This window comes from Agromyces badenianii, from assembly GCF_003070885.1.
Taxonomy (GTDB): domain Bacteria; phylum Actinomycetota; class Actinomycetes; order Actinomycetales; family Microbacteriaceae; genus Agromyces; species Agromyces badenianii.
The window spans coordinates 987160-1007257 of sequence record NZ_CP028913.1 but is presented as its reverse complement, the minus strand read 5'-3'; the positions used below and the strand labels follow the sequence as shown (position 1 = coordinate 1007257).

The 20098-nt window shown below is 70.4% G+C and carries 18 protein-coding genes; 4 read left to right on the top strand and 14 right to left on the bottom strand.

Annotation, left to right across the window (positions count from 1 at the left end):
• Positions 1-61: 61 nt before the first annotated feature.
• From DCE93_RS04805 to DCE93_RS04785, 5 genes are all read right to left on the bottom strand, one after another.
• Positions 62-538, bottom strand: coding sequence for a Cg1360 family ATP-synthase-associated protein (locus tag DCE93_RS04805; protein ID WP_108594881.1), 477 nt, complete (start codon positions 536-538; stop codon positions 62-64).
• Positions 535-1827 (bottom strand): MraY family glycosyltransferase, encoded by a 1293-nt coding sequence (locus tag DCE93_RS04800; RefSeq protein ID WP_108594880.1) that lies wholly within the window; start codon positions 1825-1827, stop codon positions 535-537. Before DCE93_RS04800 ends, DCE93_RS04805 begins: the two co-directional genes overlap by 4 nt.
• On the bottom strand, positions 1824-2639 hold the full coding sequence (locus DCE93_RS04795) for an L-threonylcarbamoyladenylate synthase (protein ID WP_108594879.1): 816 nt from the start codon (positions 2637-2639) through the stop codon (positions 1824-1826). The genes DCE93_RS04800 and DCE93_RS04795 overlap by 4 nt, the downstream gene beginning before the upstream one ends.
• A gap of 96 nt (positions 2640-2735) precedes the next feature.
• Positions 2736-3563, bottom strand: coding sequence for an ABC transporter permease (locus DCE93_RS04790; RefSeq protein ID WP_108594878.1), 828 nt, complete (start codon positions 3561-3563; stop codon positions 2736-2738).
• A 5-nt stretch (positions 3564-3568) separates the two neighbouring features.
• Complete coding sequence (locus DCE93_RS04785; protein ID WP_108594877.1) at positions 3569-4480, bottom strand: ATP-binding cassette domain-containing protein; 912 nt, start codon at positions 4478-4480, stop codon at positions 3569-3571.
• A gap of 130 nt (positions 4481-4610) precedes the next feature.
• On the opposite strand from DCE93_RS04785, the gene DCE93_RS04780 reads away from it, so the two are divergent.
• Positions 4611-5576, top strand: coding sequence for a TetR/AcrR family transcriptional regulator (locus tag DCE93_RS04780; RefSeq protein ID WP_205647477.1), 966 nt, complete (start codon positions 4611-4613; stop codon positions 5574-5576).
• Between the two features lie 16 nt (positions 5577-5592).
• On the opposite strand, the gene prmC is transcribed toward DCE93_RS04780, so the two are convergent.
• Positions 5593-6441, bottom strand: coding sequence for a peptide chain release factor N(5)-glutamine methyltransferase (prmC, locus tag DCE93_RS04775; protein WP_244284273.1), 849 nt, complete (start codon positions 6439-6441; stop codon positions 5593-5595).
• A gap of 118 nt (positions 6442-6559) precedes the next feature.
• On the opposite strand from prmC, the gene cysK reads away from it, so the two are divergent.
• Positions 6560-7495, top strand: a complete 936-nt coding sequence (gene cysK, locus DCE93_RS04770; protein ID WP_108594875.1) for a cysteine synthase A — start codon at positions 6560-6562, stop codon at positions 7493-7495.
• 98 nt (positions 7496-7593) lie between these two features.
• Positions 7594-8172 carry a serine O-acetyltransferase EpsC gene (epsC, locus tag DCE93_RS04765; protein WP_108596592.1) on the top strand — a complete coding sequence of 193 codons (579 nt, stop codon included), beginning with the start codon at positions 7594-7596 and terminating at the stop codon, positions 8170-8172.
• Positions 8173-8245: 73 nt separating this feature from the next.
• Here epsC and prfA read toward each other — a convergent pair whose 3' ends face one another.
• The 8 genes from prfA to argS form a co-directional block, all read right to left on the bottom strand.
• Positions 8246-9322 carry a peptide chain release factor 1 gene (prfA, locus tag DCE93_RS04760; RefSeq protein WP_108594874.1) on the bottom strand — a complete coding sequence of 359 codons (1077 nt, stop codon included), beginning with the start codon at positions 9320-9322 and terminating at the stop codon, positions 8246-8248.
• A gap of 8 nt (positions 9323-9330) precedes the next feature.
• Entirely contained in the window at positions 9331-11460 is a 2130-nt protein-coding gene (rho, locus tag DCE93_RS04755) for a transcription termination factor Rho (protein ID WP_420836972.1), read from the bottom strand.
• Between the two features lie 432 nt (positions 11461-11892).
• Positions 11893-12870: a homoserine kinase gene (gene thrB / locus DCE93_RS04750; protein ID WP_108594872.1), complete on the bottom strand. Its 978-nt coding sequence runs from the start codon at positions 12868-12870 to the stop codon at positions 11893-11895.
• A complete protein-coding gene (gene thrC, locus DCE93_RS04745) occupies positions 12867-13964 on the bottom strand; it encodes a threonine synthase (protein WP_108594871.1) in 1098 nt (365 codons plus the stop codon). Before thrC ends, thrB begins: the two co-directional genes overlap by 4 nt.
• The gene (locus DCE93_RS04740) at positions 13965-15272 is read right to left on the bottom strand and encodes a homoserine dehydrogenase (RefSeq protein WP_108594870.1); all 1308 of its coding nucleotides are present in this window, start codon (positions 15270-15272) and stop codon (positions 13965-13967) included. It lies immediately after the preceding gene.
• Complete coding sequence (gene lysA / locus DCE93_RS04735) at positions 15269-16699, bottom strand: diaminopimelate decarboxylase (protein ID WP_244284241.1); 1431 nt, start codon at positions 16697-16699, stop codon at positions 15269-15271. The genes DCE93_RS04740 and lysA overlap by 4 nt, the downstream gene beginning before the upstream one ends.
• 187 nt (positions 16700-16886) lie before the next feature.
• A complete protein-coding gene (locus tag DCE93_RS04730) occupies positions 16887-17732 on the bottom strand; it encodes an LmeA family phospholipid-binding protein (RefSeq protein ID WP_108594868.1) in 846 nt (281 codons plus the stop codon).
• Between the two features lie 26 nt (positions 17733-17758).
• The gene (argS, locus tag DCE93_RS04725; protein WP_108594867.1) at positions 17759-19432 is read right to left on the bottom strand and encodes an arginine--tRNA ligase; all 1674 of its coding nucleotides are present in this window, start codon (positions 19430-19432) and stop codon (positions 17759-17761) included.
• A gap of 38 nt (positions 19433-19470) precedes the next feature.
• On the opposite strand from argS, the gene DCE93_RS04720 reads away from it, so the two are divergent.
• Positions 19471-20085: an iron ABC transporter ATP-binding protein gene (locus tag DCE93_RS04720; RefSeq protein WP_108594866.1), complete on the top strand. Its 615-nt coding sequence runs from the start codon at positions 19471-19473 to the stop codon at positions 20083-20085.
• Positions 20086-20098: the final 13 nt, after the last annotated feature.

The window sequence follows — 20098 nt, the reverse complement described above, 5'->3', positions numbered from 1 at the left end:
CGTGGGGGGATCGCCATTACTCTAGCAATACTTCGGGCAACCGACGAATCGCCGAGGGGTCTCATTCCTCGGTGGGCGCCTTGGGCAGTTCGACGTCGCTCACGTACGGCAGGCGCGACTTCGCCACGACGAGCACGTCGACCACGAGTGAGGCGAGCACGCCGGCGACGAGGCTCAGGAAGAGCACCGTGGGGTTCAGCCAGTCGGCGTCGCGCAGCACGACGACGAGCACGATGAAGACGATGAACTTCAGGATCCAGCCGCCGAGCACGATGCCGAAGAACGCACCGACGAAGAGGTCGCTCGAGGCGAATCGGTTGGCGCCGAGGATGCTCGCCGCGGTGATGCCCATGAAGACCACGGCCATGAGTGTGCCGATCAGGGCGCCGAGCAGCCCGGGAACGCCCGCGAACACGAGGCCGAGCACCGCGCTGACGACGAGGATCACCCCGGCGAGCAGGGCTCCCCATGCGAGCGCCCTGCGCAGTACGGGGTTCGAGGTCGGGGTGCGGTCGGCTTCAGCTCGTGCGTCGTTCATCGTGCTCCAGGTTCGGGGTCGCCCGATTCTAGCGATCCGTCCTGAGCGCGAACCGGGCCCTGGGCCGGCGGTGTGCCCGCTGATGCCGCGACGCCGTCGAGCTCGTCGAACCCCGCGACATCCGCCTCGGGGGTCTCGGCCTCTGCCGCGACGGTCAGTCGCTTGCGCCTGCCCAACGGGGCGAGGGTGATCACCGCGCAGATGACGAAGCCGACGAAGAGCGCCGCGAGGGCCCACAACGAGGAGATGTGGAAGTAGACCGGGAAGACATAGGTGAGGAGGCATCCGACCGAGGCGACCGCGGTCCAGCCGTAGAGGATCAGCACCGCATTGAGGTGCGAATGGCCCATGTCGAGAAGCCGGTGGTGCAGGTGCTTCCGGTCGGCGGAGAACGGCGACTTGCCGGCGCGCAGGCGACGCATCACGGCGAGCCCGAAGTCGAGCAACGGGATCACGAGCACGGCGAACGGCAGGAGGATCGGGATGAACGCGGCGACGAACTGGTTGAGACCGACACCGGTCGGATTCAGCTGGCCCGTGACCGCGACGGCGGACGTCGCCATGAGGAGGCCGATGAGCAGCGCCCCGGCGTCACCCATGAAGAGCTTCGCTGGGCGCCAGTTGAGCGGGAGGAACCCCGCGCAGGCGCCGACGAGGATGATGGCCACGAGCGAGGCGAGATTGAAGTAGTTGGTCGGCGAGGTCTGCTGCACGAGGAGGTACGAGTACAGGAAGAACACGCCGTTCGCGATGAACGCGACGCCAGCGACGAGCCCGTCGAGCCCGTCGATGAAGTTCACCGCATTCATCACGAGCACGATCACGAACACGGTGATGATGGCGAACATCCACGACGACCCGACGGTGATGCCGCCGATCGGCAGCGACACGATCGAGACGCCCTGCCAGGTGATGAGGCCCGCGGCGAGGAACTGGGCGGCGAGCTTCGTCGTCCAGTCGAGGTCCCAGATGTCGTCGGCCACGCCGACGACGACGATGAGGAGCGCCGCGCCGAGGATCGCGAGGATCTGGCCCGGGTTCTGGAACACGATCGCGATGTTCGAGAACCGCGACGAGCCGAGTGTCGAGATGAACGCCGCGGCGCCGAACGCGACGAGGATGCCGATGAACATCGCGACGCCGCCGAGCCGCGGTGTCGGCCGGGTGTGCACGTCGCGCTCGCGGATCGTCGGGTAGAGGCGGTACTTCAGGCTCAGCTTCCAGACGAGGATCGATCCGCCGAAGGTCACGAGTGCCGTCAGCAGGGCCAGTACGAGGAAGAGGGTCATGTGGTGGTGGTGTCCGCTTCGTCGGCGGATGGCGCGGCGTCGAGGCTCGCGGGCTCCTCGGATGCCGCGGCGTCGTCGTCGCCGGCAGGGGCGTCGTCGCTCCCGGCGGCGGCGCCGCCCGCGGGCTCGAGAAGCTCCTCCCCCACGACCGCGGCGATGCGCTCGCGGGTGATCACGCCCGCACGCACGATGCGCAGGCGTCCGCCCTCGTGGGCGAGCGCCGTCGCGTCGATGATCGTCGAGGAGGTGTCGCCCACTCGTTCGCCGACCGGCTCGTACGACACCCCGGCGGGGCCGCCGTCGAGGTATGCGGTGACCGCGTCACCCAGCATCTCGGCGGCATCGGCCGCCGACGTCGCCGACGGCATGCCCGACAGGTTCGCCGAGGAGACCGCGAGCGGTCCGGTCTCGGCGAGCAGCTCGAGGGCGATCGGGTTGGCCGGCATGCGCAGCGCCACGGTGCCGCGCGTCTCGCCGAGATCCCATTGCAGCGAGGGCTGAGCGTGCAGGATCACGGTGAGCCCACCCGGCCAGAACTCCTCGACCAGCAGCCTGACGGCCGGCGGCACCTCGCTCGCGAGCGCGTCGAGCGTGGGAATGCCGGGGATCAGCACTGGCGGCGGCGAGGTGCGCTCGCGGCCCTTCGCCTCGAGCAGCCGGGTCACGGCTTTCGCGTTGAAGGCGTCGGCTGCAACGCCGTAGACCGTGTCGGTGGGGATCACGACGAGTTCTCCCCGCGTGATCGCGGCTCGGGCGATGCGCATACCGGTGAGGAGCTCTGAGTCGACCGAGCAGTCGTAGATGGCAGTCATGACCTGCCGATTCTAGACCAGCGGTCTGGCCGGCAGTCGGCGAACAGCGGATGCCGCGGTGCTGGCGGCACCGCGGCATCCGAGCCCGTCGACCGCTCAGCGGCGGCCTGCCCTGCGGCGGAACAGCCAGGCGCCCCAGACGACCGAGACCGCGATGATGCCGGCGCACCAGCCGAGCGCCCACCACCCCTGATCGCCGACCGGGGTGTGCATCAGGAGCCCTCGGATCGTCTCGACGACAGGGGTGATCGGCTGGTTCTCGGCGACCCACTGCAACCACTCGGGCATCGTCTCGACCGGCACGAAGGCACTGGAGAGATACGGCAGGAACAGCAAAATGAAGCCGTAGCCGCTCGCTGCTTCGGGGCTCGAGGCCGCGAGGCCGATCGCTGCGAACAGGTAGGTGATCGCGAGGATGTACAGGGCGACGAGCGCGACCAGCGCGATCCACTCGAGCGGGGTCGCGACCGGGCGGAATCCGACGAGGAGCGCCACCGCGATGACGACCCCCGTCGCCACGAGGTTCCGGGCGAGGCTCGCGACGACGTGGCCGGTGAGCACCGCACCGCTGCGCAGCGGCATCGTGCGGAATCGGTCGATGATGCCCGTCGTCATGTCGCGCGAGACCGAGATGGCGGTCGAGGAGGCGCCGAACCCGGCGCACAGCAGGATGATGCCCGGCACGACGTAGTCGACGTACCCGCCGGACGGGTCGATGGCGTTGCCGAAGATGAAGGTGAACATCAGCATGAGCATCGTCGGCAGCAGCACCGCCATGAGCATCGCGTCGATGTCGCGCACCGAGTGGCGGAAGCTGCGCGCGATGAAGGTCGACTCGGCGGTGAACGCGCCGAGCCGGACGCGAGCCGGTGCGACGGGGACAGCGGGTGCGACGGGGGCTTCGGGTGCGGCGATGGTCGTCATGGCGCTCACTTCGATTCGATGAGTTCGGGGGCGGATGCCGCAGCTCGGGCGGTGATCGCGAGGAACACGTCGTCGAGGCTCGGGCGGCGGATGGCGACCTGGGCGCCGACCGCCGCCGCCGCCGCCGGCGAACGGTCGAGCTCGTCGATGGCGGCCCGGAGTCCGTGCACGCTGCCGTCGGTCGGCAGTTCGAGGAGGAGCGCGCCGTCGGCGCTGCGGAGCTCGACGACGACGCCGCCGACGCGCGACTTCAGCTCGTCGGCGGTGCCTTCGGCGGCGATGCGGCCACGGTCGAGCACGGCGATGCGGTCGGCGAGCCGGTCGGCCTCTTCGAGGTACTGGGTCGTCAGGAAGACCGTCGTGCCCGCCTCGGCGAGGGATCGGATGACGCGCCAGAGCTCTTGCCGGCTGCGGGTGTCGAGGCCCGTCGTCGGCTCGTCGAGGAACAGGATCGGCACGTCGACGACCAGGCTGAGCGCGAGGTCGAGACGGCGGCGCATGCCGCCCGAGTAGGTGCCGACCCGCCGGCGTGCCGCCTCGGTCAGGTCGAAGCGCTCGAGGAGTTCGGCGGCCCGATCGCGTGCGGCGTGCCGCCCGAGGCCCGAGAGGCGGCCCATCATGACGAGGTTCTCGATGCCGGTCAGCACCTCGTCGACGGCGGCCGACTGGCCGGTGAGGGCGATGCGCTGCTTCACCTGTTCGGGTGCACTCGCGACGTCGAATCCCGCGACCCGGGCGATGCCCGAGTCGGGCCGCACGAGCGTCGTGAGGATGTTGATGGTGGTCGTCTTGCCGGCGCCGTTCGGGCCGAGCAGGGCGAACACGGAGCCCGTGGGCACGCTGAGGTCGAGTCCGGCGAGCACGTCGGTCTTGCCGAAGCGCTTGCGGAGCCCGTGCGTGTCGATCGCGACTGGCATGGATCTTCCCGTCTCTCATGTCTGCGCCGCGTCCACCTGCGTATGGCGCAAACTGTTTATGTGGTGCACTGTTGTTTAAGTAATACACAGTTCTAGACTGTCGTCAACACCTCTCGAGAACGGAACCCCTGTGACGCCTGAGCGACGCGATCCCGAGCTGCCCCGAGGTGTGGCGCTCGCCTGGGGCGTGGCGGTCAACCCGCAGCGCGGGCCGAAGCGCGAGCTGTCGATCGAGCGCATCGTCGATGCGGCCATCGAGATCGCAGACGCCGAGGGCCTGCCCGCCGTCTCGATGAGCCGCGTGGCCGCATCGCTCGGCTTCACGACGATGTCGCTCTACCGGTACGTCACGAGCAAAGACGACCTGATCCTGCTCATGCAGGAAGACGCTGTCGAGCCGCCCGTGCCCGACGAGTCGATCGAACGAGGATGGCGCGACGGCGTCACGGCCTGGGTGCTCGCGATGCGCGCCGCCTACCGCGAGCACCCGTGGCTCGTCGACATCCCGATCTCGGGCGCGCCGATCACGCCGAACAGCCTGCTCATCGTCGACTGGTTCCTTCGCGAAGTGCGCTCACTCCCGCTCAGCGACGGCGAGAAGATGTCGGCCCTGCTCCTGCTCACGAGCTACGGGCGTGCCACCAGCGCACAGGAGCGAGATCTCGGCGCGGCAGCAGCGGCAGCGGCCGACCCGGCGGACATCAGCGGGACGAGCTTCTTCGAGGCGCTCGCCGAACTCGTGACGTCGGAGCGATTCCCGCATCTGAGCCCGCTGTTCGCCGCGGGCGGCTACGTGGTACCGCCCGGCACGGACCCCGGTGACACCGACGAGGACTTCGAGTTCGGGCTCCAGCGCATCCTCGACGGCATCGAGTACCACGTCGGCCGTGTCGGAACCGGCGAGACCCCCGCAGCACCAGGCGAGCTGCCGCCGGCGCTCGACCTGCCACGCGACAGGGAGGTCCGCGAGGCGGCGAAGGCGCGACGTGAGGCCGAGAAGGCACTGCGCGAGGCGCAGAAGCGCGAGCGCGAGGCGATCAAGCATGCGCTCGAACGCGAGAAGGTCGCCCGCGAGCGGGCCGAGCGCGGCAAGTAGCCGCGGCCACGGCCGCTCAGCGAACGGCCGTGGTCGCCCGGTCGCGAGTCGTGAGATCGCGGTGATGGGCGATCGCCCGCCAGCCGTCGGCGGAGATGATGGCGGCGATCTCGGCCGACTGCTCTTCACCGTGCTCGATCACGAGCACTCCCCCGGGCCGCAGCAAGGCGCGGGCGCGCTGCGAGAGCACTCGCACGACGTCGAGCCCGTCAGCACCGCCGTAGAGGGCTCGCTCGGGATCGTAGAGCCGCACTTCGGGGTCGCGCGGAACCGCGCTGAGGGGAACGTACGGCGGATTCGAGACGACCACCGCCACCCGCCCGTCGAGCTCGGGCAGCGCCGCCGCGAGATCGCCGAAGACGAGCTCGAGGTTCGGCGCGGCGACGTCATCGACGTTGCGTCGCGTCCACACGAAGGCCTCGGGCGAGTTCTCGACCGCCCAGACCCTCGCGTGCGGGACCTCCGTCGCGAGCGCGAGCGCGATCGCGCCGCTGCCGGTGCCGAGGTCGATGCCGATCGGCTCGGCTTCCGCCGCCGAGCCGAGCGCGTCGATCGCGAGCTGGGCGACCTGTTCCGTCTCGGGCCTCGGCACGAAGACACCCGGGCCGACATGCAGCTCGAGGTTTCGGAACGCCGCGCGCCCCGTGATGTGCTGCAGCGGCTCGCGCCGGGCACGCCGAGCGACGAGCTCGGCCAGCGCCGCGGCATCCGCTTCGCTCACCTCGCCGCCGATCACCATGCGCGCCTGCACCGCACCACGCGAGAGGCCGAGCACGTGGCCGATCAAGAGTTCGGCGTCGACCTCGGGGTCGGTGACGCCGGCGGACGCCAGCCCCGCGACGACCTCGTCGCGGAGCTCTCGCAGGGAACGCGCTCGGGCGCCGGGGGTCGTCGTATCCACGCAATGGAATGTAACGCACTCGCCTCCACCTCGGCCCCGGCCTAGTCTTGAGCGCGAGTACCCGAACACGAGAGGCAGTCACATGGCGCAGATCTACGAGAACATCACCGAGGTCGTCGGTCGCACGCCGCTCGTGCGCCTGAACCGGCTGACCGAGGGTGCGGGCGCCACGGTGCTCGCCAAGCTCGAGTTCTACAACCCTGCTGCGAGCGTGAAGGACCGCATCGGCGTCGCCATCATCGACGCGGCCGAGAAGTCGGGAGTGCTCACCCCGGGCGGCACGATCGTCGAGGGCACGAGCGGCAACACCGGCATCGCGCTCGCGCTCGTCGGCGCGGCCCGCGGGTACCGCGTGATCCTCACCATGCCCGAGACGATGAGCATCGAACGCCGCGTGCTGCTGCGCGCCTACGGCGCCGAGATCGTGCTCACGCCGGGATCCGAGGGCATGAAGGGCGCCGTCGCCAAGGCCAACGAGATCGTCGAGTCGACGCCCGGCGCGATCCTCGCTCGCCAGTTCGAGAACGAGGCCAACCCCGCGATCCACTACGCGACGACCGGCCCCGAGATCTGGGCCGACACCGACGGCGACGTCGACATCCTCGTATCGGGCATCGGCACCGGCGGCACGATCACGGGCGCCGGGCGCTACCTCAAGGAGCAGAAGCCGGGCCTGCAGGTCGTCGCGGTCGAGCCCGCCGACTCCCCCATCCTCACGCAGGGCACTCCGGGCCCCCACAAGATCCAGGGCCTCGGCGCGAACTTCGTGCCCGATGTGCTCGACCGCGAGGTCTACGACGAGGTCATCGACGTCGCAACGAGTGACGCCATCGCCACCGCCCGCAAGCTCGCGAGCGACGAGGCGATCCTCGGCGGCATCTCGTCCGGCGCAGCAGTTTGGGCCGCCCTCGAGGTCGCCCGGCGCCCCGAGAACGACGGCAAGACCATCGTCGTGGTCGTGCCCGACTTCGGTGAGCGGTACGTCTCGACGGTGCTCTACGAAGACCTCCGCGACTGAGCAGCGGCACCGACGCGAATCGCGATGGTGGTGCCGCAGTGCCGAGGCGCTCGCGTCATGGGGCGCCCGATCGGCATGCGGACTGATTGACTATGGGAGTGAGCTTCTTCCGAGCGCTCCGCGAAGACATCGCGACGGCACGCGCCCATGACCCCGCTTCCCGAAGCGACGCCGAGGTGTTCCTCGCGTACTCGGGACTGCACGCCATCTGGGGGTACCGCCTCACGCACCGGCTCTGGCGAGCGGGATTCCGCTTGCCTGCCAGGCTCGTCTCACAGCTGATCCGGTTCCTGACGGGCATCGAGATCCACCCCGGCGCGACCATCGGGCGACGCTTCTTCATCGACCACGGCATGGGCGTCGTCATCGGCGAGACCACGGTCGTCGGCGACGACGTCATGCTGTACCACGGCGTCACCCTGGGCGGAAAGGCCGCACGCGGCGCAGATCGCGGAACGAAGCGGCATCCGACCCTCGACGACGGCGTGACCGTCGGTGCCGGCGCGAAGGTGCTCGGCGACATCACGATCGGCGCCTGGAGCGCGATCGGCGCGAACGCGGTCGTCACGAAGGACGCCCCGCCGCACTCGCTCGTCGTCGGCATTCCGGCGACGTTCAAGCCGCTCTCGCACGAGACCGCCGACGCGGCCCGCGGCATCCACGACTGGCACATCTAGACACCGCACCATGCAGAACGAGCGGATGCCCCGGGACATCGAGTGTCCGGGGCATCCGCTCGTCGTGGCTCGTCTACTGGTCGCCGAGGTGCGCGAGCCGAGCTTCTTCGTCGGCCTGGATGGCGGACTCGACGATCGGGTCGAGGGCGCCGTTCATGACCTGGTCGAGGTTGTAGGCCTTGTACCCGGTGCGGTGATCGGCGATGCGGTTCTCGGGGAAGTTGTAGGTGCGGATGCGCTCTGAACGGTCCATGGAGCGGATCTGCGACTTGCGGGCGTCGGACGCCGCCGCCGCGATCTCCTCCTGCTGGCGGGCGAGGATGCGCGCACGGAGCACGCGCATCGCGGCCTCGCGGTTCTGCAACTGCGACTTCTCGTTCTGCATCGAAACCACGATGCCGGTCGGCAGGTGGGTGATGCGCACCGCGGAGTCGGTCGTATTGACCGACTGACCGCCGGGACCGGACGAACGGTAGACGTCGATCTTGAGGTCGTTCTGGTTGATGTCGACCTCTTCGGGCTCGTCGACCTCGGGGAAGACGAGCACGCCCGTCGTCGAGGTGTGGATGCGACCCTGCGTCTCGGTGACGGGCACGCGCTGCACGCGATGCACGCCGCCCTCGTACTTCAAGTGCGCCCACACGCCCTGCGACGGATCGCTCGCGTTCGACTTGATCGCCACCTGCACGTCTTTGTAGCCGCCGAGGTCGGACTCGTTCTGGTCGAGGAGCTCGACCTTCCATCCCTTGGACTGGGCGTACTGCATGTACATGCGGAGCAGGTCGGCGGCGAAGAGGGCGCTCTCCGCGCCACCCTCGCCACCCTTGATCTCCATGATCACGTCACGGCCGTCGTCGGGGTCCCGCGGAATGAGGAGTCGCCGCAGCTTCTCCTGCGCCTCGGCGAGAGCCTCCTCGAGCGCGGGAACCTCCTCGGCGAAGGCCTCGTCCTCCTTCGCGAGTTCCTTCGCCGCGACGAGGTCCTCCTGCGCCTGCTGCCACATCTCGTGCGCGTGCACGATGCGGCTCAGCTCGGCGTAGCGACGATTGACCTTCTTCGCCCGCGCGGCATCGGCGTGCAGCGCCGGGTCGGCGAGCTCCTCTTGGAGCTGCGCGTGCTCGGCGAGCAGGCCTTGGACGGACTCGAACACGTCGAGCCTCAGCGGTGGTCGGTCTCGTGCCCGTGCGAGTTGCCGTGCCCGGCCGCGACCGGCATCGACTTCTGCATGAGCATGAGGAACTCGACGTTCGACTGCGTCTCTTTCAACCGGCCGAGCACGGCTTCGAGCGCCTGCTGCTGCTCGAGACCGGCGAGGGCGCGACGCAGCTTCCAGGTGATCTTCACCTCGTCGGCCGAGAGCAGCATCTCTTCGCGGCGCGTGGACGACGCGTTGACGTCGACCGCCGGGAAGATCCGCTTGTCGGCGAGCTGACGCGAGAGGCGCAGCTCGGAGTTGCCGGTGCCCTTGAACTCCTCGAAGATCACCTCGTCCATCTTCGAGCCGGTCTCGACGAGCGCAGTCGCGAGAATGGTGAGCGAGCCGCCGTTCTCGATGTTGCGCGCTGCGCCGAAGAAGCGCTTCGGCGGGTACAGCGCAGACGCGTCGACGCCACCGGAGAGAATACGACCGGATGCCGGTGCCGCGAGGTTGTACGCACGGCCCAGGCGGGTGATCGAGTCGAGCAGCACGACGACGTCGTGGCCGAGCTCGACGAGGCGCTTCGCGCGCTCGATGGCGAGCTCGGCGACCGTCGTGTGGTCTTCGGCCGGGCGGTCGAAGGTCGAGGCGATGACCTCGCCCTTCACCGTGCGCTGCATGTCGGTGACCTCTTCGGGGCGCTCGTCGACGAGCACGACCATGAGGTGGACCTCGGGGTTGTTGATCGAGATGGCGTTCGCGATCTGCTGCAGCACGATCGTCTTGCCGGCCTTCGGCGGCGCGACGATGAGGCCGCGCTGGCCCTTGCCGATGGGAGCGACGAGGTCGATGATGCGCTGCGTTAGCTTGGTGGGCTCGGTCTCGAGCCGCAGGCGCTCCTGCGGGTAGAGCGGCGTCAGGCTCTGGAACTCGACGCGTGCGGCGGCCTCGTCGGCGGTCTGGCCGTTGATCGAGTCGACCTTCACGAGCGCGTTGTACTTCTGGCGGCTGTTCGAATCGCCGTCACGCGGCTGCTTGATCGCGCCGACGACGGCATCGCCCTTGCGCAGGTTGTACTTCTTCACCTGGCCGAGGGAGACGTACACGTCGCTCGGGCCGGGCAGGTAGCCGGTGGTGCGCACGAACGCGTAGTTGTCGAGCACGTCGAGGATGCCCGCGATCGGGATCAGCACGTCGTCATCGAGGATCTCGGGCTCGAGCTCGTCACCGACACCCTGGCCACGACGCTTGCGGTCGCGGTAGCGGTTGCGACGCCCGCCCTCGCCCTCGAGCTGGGCCTGCGCGTCGCGGGCCTGGTTGTCGCGGGCCTGCGCGTCGCGGGCCTGAGAATCACGGGCCTGCGTGTCACGGCCGCGGCCGCCATCGTTCTGCTTCGCCTTGTCGGCCTCGCCGCCCTGACGGGGCTCGCCGGCCTTCGCGCCCTGCTGCTCGGCGTTCTGACGGTCGCCGTTCTGGCGGTCGCCGTTCTGCCGGCCGGGCTGGCGCTCGCCCTGCTTCTGCTGTTCGGCCTTCTGCGCGTCGTCGCCGCGTTCGCCGCGGTCTCCGCGCTCGCCTCCGCGTCGACCGCGGTTGCGGCTGCGACCCTGGCGGGGCTCCTCTGCAGCGGGGCTCTCGCCATCGCCATCGCCCGACTGGGCGCCGCGGGCGCCCTCGCCGGTCGCGGCAGCGAGCTCCTCGCGCACGGCGGCGCGGGCCGCCTCGCGGGCGTCGTCGGTCTCGGGAACGAGGCCGACGCCGGCACCGCCGCCGTTGACGTGCTGCACCGCAGCGGTGGTCGCGCTCGTGGCGCGACGGGGCTGGCGCCGCTGACGGGCGGCGGGAGCGTCTGCCGGGGCGTCGGCCGTAGGCGCGGCGTCGGCCGCGGCCTCCGGCGCGACAGGCGCGGCCTCGGCCGGAGCGTCGCGCTCGATGCGCGGCTCGGTCAGCCCGGGCACGTCGAGTTCGACCCGCGCGGTCGCCTCAGGCGGCACGGTGTCGGCTGCGATCTCCTCGACCGGTGCGGTCGGCTCTGCGCCGGCGGCCCCTTCCTGGTGGGCGGAGATCAACTCCACGAGCTCTCCTTTTCGGCGCTTCGATCCGCCCCCGAGGCCGAGGGATGCGGCGAGCTCTTGGAGCTCGGCGACCTTCATGGAGGACAGGCGGGCGGTGTTGGCCACGCGGTCGGCGTGGTCGGTTCCGTTGGTCACTGGGTATGTTCCTTTCCCCTGGCGCAAGAGTTGCGGATCCAGGAGAGCTGATCGCTTGCACGAGCGATGACGGTGCGCACGAAGGCGCAGACACGCGCGAGAGCGAAAGCAATAGATTGCCGGGAATTGCACGAGCGAGCGGAAACGCGAACAATGCGTCGCCTGCCGGGTGCATCGCCAGTCTAGCACCACCGAGCCGTTCGTCCCGACACGCGCCGCGCGCCTGTGGAGAGTACGCCGCGTGAGCGATGTCCACCGCTCACGCGCCGGTCTCCCGCGAGCGGCGGCGTCACCAGAGCCGTCTGCCGGATCCCGTCGGCTGCGCCGACGACGTCGACGATGTCGCCGTGGGGCTGCCGCCTTGCGCGACGGTCGTCAACGCTCCGCGTTGACCACCGTCGCGCCCTTGAAGTCCACGGCGAGCGGCAGCGCCTGCCATGCGGTGTCGGCCGAGGCTTCGACGAGGGCGATGGCCGCGGCCCGCTCGCTCGGGTCGCTCGCGAGCACGAGGATCGAGGGGCCGGCGCCGGAGACGACGGCCGGGTGCCCGGCCTCGCGGAGCACGCGGATGAGCCGGTCGGTCTCGGGCATCGCCTTGGCCCGGTAGTGCTGGTGCAGCTTGTCTTCGGTGGCCTGGAAGAGCAGCTCGGGACTCTGGATGAGCGCGGCGATCAGCAGCGCCGAACGCGAGACGTTGAACACCGCGTCTTCGTGCGGCACCGACTCGGGCTGCAGCGAGCGCGCGAGCGCCGTCGACATCTCGTGTTCGGGCACGAGCACGAGCGGCGAGACGCCGCGGTGCACGATGAGCTTCTTGTGCCGCGGGCCCTCGGGGGTGACCCAGGCGATCGTGAGTCCACCGAACAGGGCCGGTGCCACGTTGTCGGGATGACCCTCGAGCTCGGTGGCGAGGTCGAGCAGTTCATCGGCGCTGAACTCGACGATGCCGTCGAGCAGCCCCTGGGCGGCGACGACGCCTGCGACGATCGCGGCGCCCGACGAACCGAGGCCGCGCCCGTGCGGAATGCTGTTGTGCGCCACGAGCCTGAGCGGCGGCAGCGGCACTCCGGCCCGCGCGAAGGTGTGCGCGATCGCCCGCACGACGAGGTGCGTCTCGTCGAGCGGCACCTCGCCGGCGCCCACGCCGTGCACCTCGATGTCGAGCCTCGGGACATCCTGCCCCGTCGACTCAGTCGGAACCGAGACCTCGAGCTCGTCGTACTTCGCGAGCGCGAGCCCCAGGGTGTCGAAGCCCGGGCCGAGGTTCGCCGAGGTCGCCGGCACCTTCACCTGCACGCGGCGACCGGCGAGCGACGGCGAGATGCCGGTGCCCGCCGCGACGGCGCCGGTCATGAGACGAGCCCGAGCACCGAGGCGATCTGCGCGGTGTCGACCGGCACGATGGTCGGCTGCACGTCGGAGCCGTCGGCGGTGCGGAGCGCCCACTGCGGGTCCTTCAGGCCGTGGCCGGTGACCGTCAGCACGACACGGGCGCCCGGGGGCACGACCCCGGCGGCCGAGCGCTCGAGGAGACCGGCGACCGAGATGGCCGATGCCGGCTCGACGAAGATGCCGACCTCGGCCGAGAGGATGCGCTGCGCCTCGAGGATCTTGTCGTCGTCGATCGCGCCGAAGTACCCGTCGGACTCGTCACGGGCCTGCAGGGCGAGCTCCCACGAGGCGGGGTTGCCGATGCGGATCGCGCTCGCGATGGTGTCGGGGTCCTTCACCGGCTCGCCGCGCACGATCGGCGCCGAGCCCGCGGCCTGGAAGCCGAACATGCGGGGCAGGCGGGTGGCGTTGCCCGCCGCGATGTCTTCGCGGTAGCCGCGCGTGTAGGCCGTGTAGTTGCCGGCGTTGCCGACCGGCACGAAGTGGAAGTCGGGCGCGTCGCCGAGCACCTCGACGACTTCGAACGCCGCGGTCTTCTGACCCTCGATGCGGTCGTTGTTGACCGAGTTGACGAGGTGCACCGGGTAGTTCGCTGCGAGGTCACGGGCGATGTCGAGGCAGTCGTCAAAGTTGCCCTGCACCTGCAGCAGCTCGGCATTGTGGGCGATGGCCTGGCTGAGCTTTCCCAGCGCGATCTTGCCCTCGGGCACGAGCACCGCGGCCTTGATGCCGGCGTGCGTGGCGTAGGCGGCGGCCGACGCGGAGGTGTTGCCCGTCGATGCGCAGATGACGACCTTCGCACCGCCCTCGACGGCCTTCGTGACGGCCATCGTCATGCCGCGGTCCTTGAAGGAGCCCGTGGGGTTCATGCCCTCGAACTTCACCCACACGTCGGCGCCGGTGCGGGCCGAGAGCGCCGGGGCGGGAAGGAGTGGCGTGCCGCCTTCACCGAGGGTCACGATCGGAGTGGCGTCGGTGACGTCGAGGCGGTCGGCGTATTCGCGGATGACTCCGCGCCACTGGCGCGAGTTGGCCTTGGGGGTGGGGTGGTTCACTTACGTTCCTTCGACTCGGAGGACGGACGCGACGGATGCGACGACGGGGCTCTTGGCGAGGGTGGCGACGGTCTCGGCGAGCGCGGACTCCCTCGCCTCATGTGTCCCGATGACCAGCGTAGCCCGCTCGGAGCCCTCGCTGACGGTCTGCTGCAACTGCTCGACCGAGACGCCGTGCTCGGCGAAGATGTGCGCGATCTGCTCGAGCACACCCGGCTCGTCGGCGACCTCGAGCGTGATGGCGTACCGGGTCGTGATGCGGCCGATGTCGAGCACCGGCAGTTCGGCGTGGGTCGACTCCGCGGTGCCCGGGCCGCCGATCACGTGCCGGCGGGCGATCGCCACGAGGTCGCCGAGCACGGCGGAGGCGGTCTGCACTCCCCCGGCGCCGGCGCCGTAGAACATGAGCGGCCCGGCAGCGGATGCCTCGACGAACACGGCGTTGTTGGCGCCGTGCACCGCGGCGAGGGGGTGGCTGCGCGGCACGAGGGCGGGATAGACCCGGGCGGAGACGCCGTCCTCACCCGTTTCGACATCGGTGAGGCGTTCGCAGATGGCGAGGAGCTTCACGACGTAGCCGGCCCGCCGGGCGGAGTCGACCTGCTCGGCCGAGACCCCCGTGATGCCCTCGCGGTGCACTGCCGCGACCGGCACGCTCGTGTGGAAGGCGATGCTCGCTAGAATGGCGGCCTTCTGCGCCGCGTCGTAGCCGCCGATGTCGGCGGTCGGGTCGGCTTCAGCGTAGCCGAGCTCGGTCGCCGTCGCGAGCGCGTCCTCGAGCGAGGCGCCGGTCTGGTCCATGCGGTCGAGGATGAAGTTGGTGGTGCCGTTGACGATGCCGAGGATGCGCTCGACACGGTCGCCGGCGAGGCTCTCGCGCAGCGGCCGGATGATCGGGATGGCGCCGGCGACCGCCGCCTCGTAGGAGAGCTGCGCGCCGACCTGTTCGGCGGCCGCGAAGAGCTCGGGACCGTGATTCGCCAGCAGCGCCTTGTTGCCGGTGACGACGTCGGCGCCCGAGGCGATCGCCTGCAGCACGAGCGTGCGGGCCGGTTCGATGCCGCCCATGAGCTCGATCACGATGTCGGATCCGAGGATGAGCGAGTCGGCGTCGGTGGTGAGCAGTTCGCGTGGCAGCTCGGCGTCGCGTCTGGCCTCGACGTCGCGCACCGCGATGCCGACGAGCTCGATGCGTGCGCCGATGCGCTGGGCGAGCTCGTCGGAGTGCTCGAGCAGCAGGCGTGCCACTTGCGAGCCGACCGAGCCCGCGCCGAGCAGGCCCACTCGAATGGAGCGGTACTCGATCATGCGGGGTTCCCTTCGACGAGGCGGACGGTCGGCGGTGCGTCGGGCGCTGTGAGCCCGGCGTCGCGGGCGAGCAACCCGGCTTCGGTCTCGCCGTGCACGATGACCCGTGCGACACCCTCCCGCACGGCGACCACCGGCGGCCGCGGCACGTGGTTGTAGTTGGAGGCGAGCGACCAGCAGTAGGCGCCGGTCGCCGGCACGGCGAGCAGGTCACCGGGGGCGACGTCGCCAGGCAGGTATTCGGCATCGACGACGATGTCGCCAGACTCGCAGTGCTTGCCCGCCACGCGCACGAGGGCCGGCGCGGCGGCGGAGACCCGGGAGGCGAGGCGAGCGGAGTACTCGGCGCCGTAGAGCGCCGTGCGCGCGTTGTCGCTCATGCCGCCGTCGACCGAGACGTAGTGCCGCACGCCGCCCTCGATCGGCACGGGCTTGACCGTGCCGACGGTGTAGAGGGTGACGCCGGCGGGGCCGATGATCGAGCGGCCCGGCTCGAAGGCGAGCTTCGGCACGGGCACGTCGTGCTCGCGGCATCCGATCGCGACCGCGCGCACGATGCCCGCCGCGATCTCCTCGATGGGTGCCGGCTCATCGACCGAGGTGTAGGCGATGCCGAACCCGCCGCCGAGGTTGAGTTCGGGCACCGGGGCGAGCCGGGAGAGCTCCGCATGCGCGGCGAGCAGTCGCTCGGCCGATTCGGCGAATCCGGCGGAATCGAAGATCTGCGACCCGATGTGGCAGTGCAGGCCCAGGAAGTGGAGCGAGGGGTGCGAACGGATGCGGGTGCCGAGCTCGACCGCGCGGTCGAGGGAGACGCCGAACTTCTGGTCCTCGTGAGCCGTCGCGAGGAACTCGTGGGTCGAGGCGTGCACGCCGCTGTTGACGCGGAGCCGCACGGCCTGCACTCGACCGGCGCGCGCCGCGGCATCCGCGACTCGTTCGATCTCGATCTCGCTGTCGATGACGATGGCACCGACGCCCGCGCCGACGCCTCGCTCGATCTCGGCGATGGACTTGTTGTTGCCGTGGAAACCGAGCCTGGCCGGATCGGCGCCCGCTGCGAGCGCGACCGCGAGTTCGCCGCCGGTGCAGACGTCGACCGCGAGTCCTTCGTCGGTGACCCAGCGCACGATCGCGCCCGAAAGGAACGCCTTGCCCGCGTAATAGACCGTCACAGTCGTGCCGACCGAGGCAGCGGCATCGTCGAACGCCCGCTTGATGCGCGCCGCACGAGCGCGAGCCTCGGCCTCGTCGACGACGTAGAGCGGCGTGCCGAACTCGGCGGCGAGGGAGGCCGCGTCCCGACCGGCGACGACCAGCCGGCCTGCGTCGTCGCGCGTCGCGGTCGACGGCCAGACGAGCGGCGCGAGCGCATTGGCGTCGACGGGCACACGGAGCCAGCCGGGTACGGGTGCGGGTGATGCCACGGGGAACCTCACGGGACGGAAACGGCGGGCACGGATCGCTCGCGGCGAGCGAACCCGGATCGGTTCCTGAAGCCTGCTGTGCGCGCCGACCTTGTGGGTCGGCGTACGGCGAGTCTATCGAGGCTCACATGCCGTGCCGAATCCGCGGCGGCGCGTTCGCCCGCCGCTGCGACGGTCGATGCCGCGACTACCGGCAACTCCCCGTCTGCTCGAGGCTCGCGGCGTCGAGCGTGAGGCCATCGGCGTCGAGCCCGACGACGGCCGTTCCCGGAGTCACGGAGATCGAGTCGAGCTGCACGCCCTCAGGCAGCCGGTCGGCCACGCACACCGCGAGCGGCTCGCCGCCGAGCAGCCGGTCGATGACCCCCGAGACGTCGATCGACGCACCGCCGGCCGCGACCTCGACGCCGGCCGGTTCGAGGAGCACCGAGTCGCCGGCGGCCGTCGGAGTGGCCGTGACCTGGTACGAGATCGGCAGGCCCAGCATCGACAGCTCCCCCTCGTAGCCGACCGTGCCGTCGCCGAGCGTGAACCCCGTCTCGACGCCGGCCACCGCGACCAGCTGGTTGACCGACGTCTCGTCGGCCGCGATCGTCGCCCTCAGGCTCTGCACCGGCGACTCGAAGTCGACCGGCAGCCCCTCGGCGACGACCGAGACGTCGATCGGCGCCCCGTCGACGCTGAGCTGCGGGGCGTCGAGTTCGACCCGCTGCATCGTGCCGGTCAGGTATTGCGCGATCGCCGAGAACCCGCCGATCGTCACTTCGACGTCGCCCTCGACGCCGTCGGGCAGGTTCGCCTCGATCGCCTCGGCCACTTGCTGCTCGGCGACGTTGCGGGCGACGACATCGGCCACGACGGCGAGGGCGACGAGCGCGAGGAGCACCGCGACGATGACGATCCAGATCTGAGCGGCGCGGCGGAGCGGCCGGCGCGTCGACGAAGCGGTGCGATCCGCGACCGGTGGGATCACCTCGGTCGGCTGCGCGTCCGCTGGCGATTTCGGAGCTTCGCTCGCCTCGTGCTCGGGCATCGGTGCCTCCGGATCGGGTCGATGGGTCACATGCGTTCGGGCGCCGACACCCCGAGCAGACCGAGCCCGTTTCGGAGCACCTGGCCCGTCGCGTCGTTGAGCCAGAGTCTCGTGTGGTGCAGCGGGCCGATCGGCTCCTCGCCGAGGGGCAGCACGCGGCAGTTGTCGTACCAGCGGTGGTAGAGCCCCGCGAGCTCCTCGATGTAGCGGGCCACCCGGTGCGGCTCGCGCAGTTCGGCCGACTGGGCCACGATGCGCGGGAACTCCTGCAGGGCGCCGAGCAGGGCCGACTCGGTCTCGTGCGTGAGCAGCTCGGGCGCGAACGCCGAGCGGTCGAGACCGACGGATGCCGCGTTGCGGTCGACCGCGCAGGTGCGGGCGTGGGCGTACTGCACGTAGAAGACGGGATTGTCGTTCGTGCGACGGGTCAGGATCTCGGGATCGATCGTGAGCGGCGAGTCGGCCGGGTACCGCGCGAGCGTGTACCGCAGGGCGTCGGTGCCGAGCCAGGCCTGCAGGTCGTCGAGTTCGATGATGTTGCCGGCGCGCTTGGAGAGCTTCGCACCGTTGATCGACACGAGCTGGCCGATGAGCACCTCGATGTCGCGCTCGGGATCGTCGCCCGCCGCACCCGCGAGCGCCTTGAGACGGTGCACGTAGCCGTGGTGGTCGGCGCCGAGCAGGTAGATCTTGTGCTGGAAGCCGCGATCTCTCTTGTCGAGGTAGTACGCGGCGTCGGCCGCGAAATAGGTGTAGGCGCCGCTGCCGCGGCGGATCACTCGGTCTTTGTCGTCGCCGAAGTCGGTCGTGCGCACCCAGATGGCGCCGTCTTCGTCGAAGACGTGGCCCTGCGCGCGGAGGCGCTCGACGGCGGTGTCGACGTCGGACAGCCCGTCTTCGCCCTTGAGCTGCAGCCGGCGCTCGCTCGTCCAGACGTCGAAGTGCACGTTGAAGCGGTCGAGCGAGGCGCGGATCTCGGCGAGCTGCAACTCGTAGGCGATCTCGGTGGCGGTGTGCAGCGCGACCGGCTCGTCGAGCTCGAGGAGCTTCGGCTCGCGCTCGAGCACCTGCGCGGCGAGATCGCCGATGTAGCTGCCGGGATACCCGCCCTCGGGTGTCGGTTCGCCCTTCGCGGCGGCGAGCACCGATGCCCCGAAGTTCTCCATCTGGGTGCCCGCGTCGTTGATGTAGTACTCGTTGGCGACCTCGGCGCCCGCGGCGCGGAGCACACGGCCGATCGAATCGCCGAGTGCCGCCCAGCGGGTGTGGCCGATGTGCAGCGGGCCCGTGGGGTTGGCGGAGACGAACTCGAGGTTGATGACGCTCCCGGCGAGCGAGTCGCCGCGCCCGTACTCGGCGCCGGCGTCGACGATCGTCTTGGCGAGCGCGCCTGCGGCGGCGGCATCGAGCCTGATGTTGATGAACCCGGGGCCGGCGACCTCGGCGCTCGCGACGCCGTCGATCTCGGCGAGCCCCGCTGCGAGCTCGGTCGCGATCTGGCGGGGGTTCGTGCCGAGCGGCTTCGCCACCCGCATCGCGATGCTCGATGCCCAGTCGCCGTGCTCGCGGAGCTTCGGCCGCTCGAGCGTGACGTCGGCCGCGGAGAGCTCCAGCTCGACCTCGTCGCCTGCTGCACGACGTCGCTCGGCGAGGGCGAGGACGAGGTCGTACAGGGCGCGCGAAAGGTCTGCGGGAGTCACCCGCAAATCCTACCCGCGCCATTGATAAGGTTCGTCACATGCCGCGCTCGCTCCAGTCGTCTCGCACCCGCCCCACCGTCATCGCACTCGTCGCCGCGGCATCCGTGATGCTGCTGAGCGGATGCACCGGCGAGACCCCCGAGCCGAGCGCCACCGCCGCTCCGCCGTCCGCGATCGAGACGCCGTCCGCGAGCGCGGAGCCCACCGAGGCCGCCGAGCCGCCGGTGCCGTTCGCGATCGGCTGCGACGAGCTGCTCACCCTCGAGCAGGTGTACGAGTTCAACCCGAACTTCGGCGGCTCCCCCGATTTCGAACCGAGCGGCGAGGGCGTCGTTGCCGTCGTCGAACAGGCCGGCACCGCGTGCGGCTGGGTCAACCAGACGAGCGGCGAGATCATCGAGATCGGCGTCGCCACTCCCCCTGCCGCGGCGCTCGACGCACGCAAGAACGACGCGGCCATGGGGTCGTCCCCGGTGCCCACCTACGGCACGCCTCCCGAGATCGAGGGCTACTTCAGCCAGACCGGTGGTCACGGCGAGGCACAGGTCTTCAGCGGTCCGTACTGGATCGTCATCGACTCCCCCGTGCTCTTCGAGCCGGGTGACGCGGGCCAGCTCGTCTCCGCCGTGCTCGGGAATCTTCCTGCCGCCTGACGGCCGCTGCACC